This window comes from Candidatus Darwinibacter acetoxidans, assembly GCF_041936445.1.
GTDB lineage: Bacteria > Bacillota > Limnochordia > Darwinibacteriales > Darwinibacteriaceae > DTU010.
Genome location: NZ_JBHGXH010000324.1, coordinates 1 through 2,283 on the forward strand (window position 1 = coordinate 1; position 2,283 = coordinate 2,283).

The 2,283-nt window shown below is 57.4% G+C and carries 1 protein-coding gene and 1 pseudogene; both read right to left on the reverse strand.

Annotated features, from left to right (window positions below; genetic code table 11):
- Positions 1–1,027: 1,4-alpha-glucan branching enzyme (gene glgB / locus ACE4YL_RS14135; RefSeq protein ID WP_461369725.1), on the reverse strand; the 1,027-nt coding region annotated here is incomplete at its 3' end.
- A pseudogene (locus ACE4YL_RS14140) lies at positions 1,024–2,283 on the reverse strand (type I pullulanase); the annotation flags it as partial. The pseudogene ACE4YL_RS14140 and the gene glgB, both read right to left, overlap by 4 nt.

The following is a 2,283-nucleotide window of genomic DNA, read 5'->3' on the forward strand; positions in this document are numbered from 1 at the left end:
AGGCGATGGCTTCTAGATTCTCCTTCCCTCCCCTGGAATTGGGGTTCCACTCCCCGGGGCCCCTGCCATAGTCCAAATAGAGCATGGACGCAACTGCATCCACCCGCAGTCCATCAATGTGGTAGACATCGAACCAAAAGATAGCATTGGAGATGAGGAAGCTCTGCACTTCCGTCTTGCCTAGGTCGAAATTGTTCGTCCCCCAGCCCCTGTTTTCTGCCCTCCTGGGATCCGCGTATTCGTAGCAGGGTGTTCCGTCAAACATCCTTAGCCCTGGATCATCCCGTACAAAATGCCCCGGCACCCAATCCAGGATCACTCCCAGGCCGTTTTGGTGACAGCGATCGATAAAGGCCATAAACTCCCTGGGATGTCCGTAGCGGCTGGTGGGAGCGAAGTAACCCATGGTCTGGTAGCCCCAGGAACCATCAAAGGGGTGTTCCATGATGGGCAGCAGCTGGAGATGGGTGTAGCCCATCTCCTTGGCGTAGGGAATCAGCTCCTGGGCCAGCTCCCCGTAGCTTAGGTACTCCCCATTCTTTCTCCTCCACGATCCCAAATGCACCTCGTAAATGAGCATGGGCTCTTGGAAGTGGTTGCGCTTGGCTTTCTTTTCCTGCCATTCGTGATCCTGCCACTGGTAGCAGTGCAGATCGCAAAGGCGCGAAGCGGTGTTGGGCTTCTTCTCCATCCAAAAACCAAAGGGGTCAGCCTTGAGCAGCAGGTGTCCTCCCCGGGTCAAGATCTCGTACTTGTACAGATCCCCTTCCTTCAAGCCGGGAATAAAGAGCGCCCAAATCCCTGACTGGGGCATTCTCTCCATGGGATGCCGCCTTCCATCCCAGTTGTTGAAATCGCCCACCACCGAGACTCGCCTGGCGTGGGGAGCCCACACCGCAAAGCGGGCTCCCTTCACCCCGTTTTCCTCCACCAAATGCCCGCCCATAAAGGTATAGCTGTAGTAGTGGGTACCCTGGTGAAAGAGGTAGCGATCGTATTCGCTGTAAGGAGAACCCGTCCACTTCATCTGGCCTCATCCTCCCGGGCTAAGATCAGGGGGCTGAGTGCCGGAACCACCACCTTAGGTCCTGTCACAATACTCAAATGCCCCACACCCTGGTCGCTTACCAGCACTTCCCAGCAGCCCGCATCCACCGCCACTTCCTGATCTTCTTGGTTGCTGTTGAAGAAGACCAAAATGGTCTCAAAGCTGTCCCCGCCCGCATGGGGCCCCAGGGCAAAACCAATTACCCCCCTCGGCACCTCCAAAAACTGGAGGAAGCGGCGCACCTCCTCACCTGTGCGCAGGCGAAAAGCAGGCCGGGATCTGCGCAGCTCGATCAAACCCTTGGTGTACATAAAGAGCTCCAGGAACTCCCCCTTTCGTTCCCAGTCAAGCTGGTTCACGTGATCCGGGGACTGGTAGCTGTTGGGATCTCCTCCCTTGGTGCGGGCAAAATCCTGACCGGCATGTAAGAAAGGAATACCCTGGGCCGTGAGGATAATGGTGTGGGCCAGCTTGATCATCTTCAGCCGCTGGGCATGGTCTTCCGAGGCAGTGGTGCAGAGCAGCTTATCCCACAGCGTCAAATTGTCATGGGCCTCGGCGTAGGCCACGCTCTGGCTGGGGTGCCAAGCCCAGGGGCCCTTGGAATAGAGCACCTGGCCGTATTCCACTTGGGGATGCTGCACCGCTCCCACCAAGCCGAACTTCACCGACTCCTCCAAGCCTTGGCCCTGGATGAATCCTCCCTCCTTGGTATGGAACACATGCCCCTTGATCCCATCCCGGAGATCGTTGCAAAACGAAGCGATCCCGGTCATGCGGTTGGTGTTCTCCTTCACCGCCCGCCTAAACTCCGGCAAGGTGCTGCCCCCGGCAGCCCAGCCCTCGCCGTAGATCAAAATTCCCGGGTTCACTTCATCCAAAGCTCTGCGCACCTCCCGCATAGTATCCAGATGATGCAGCCCCATGAGATCAAAACGGAAACCCGCCAGCTTGTATTCCTTAGCCCAATACACCACTGAATCCAAGATGAACTTGCGCACCATGGAGCGTTCATCCGCCAGTTCATTCCCGCAGCCGGAGCCGTTGGAGAAACCTCCCCGGGCATCATGGCGGTAGTAATACCCTGGAACCAGCTTGTGGAAAGAAGACTCCAGGCAGTGGAAAGTGTGGTTGTAGACCACATCCATGATCACCCCGATCCCCGCTTCGCTTAGGCCCTGGATCATCTTCTTCAGCTCCCGGATCCGCACCCTGCCGTCCGTGGGATCGCTGGC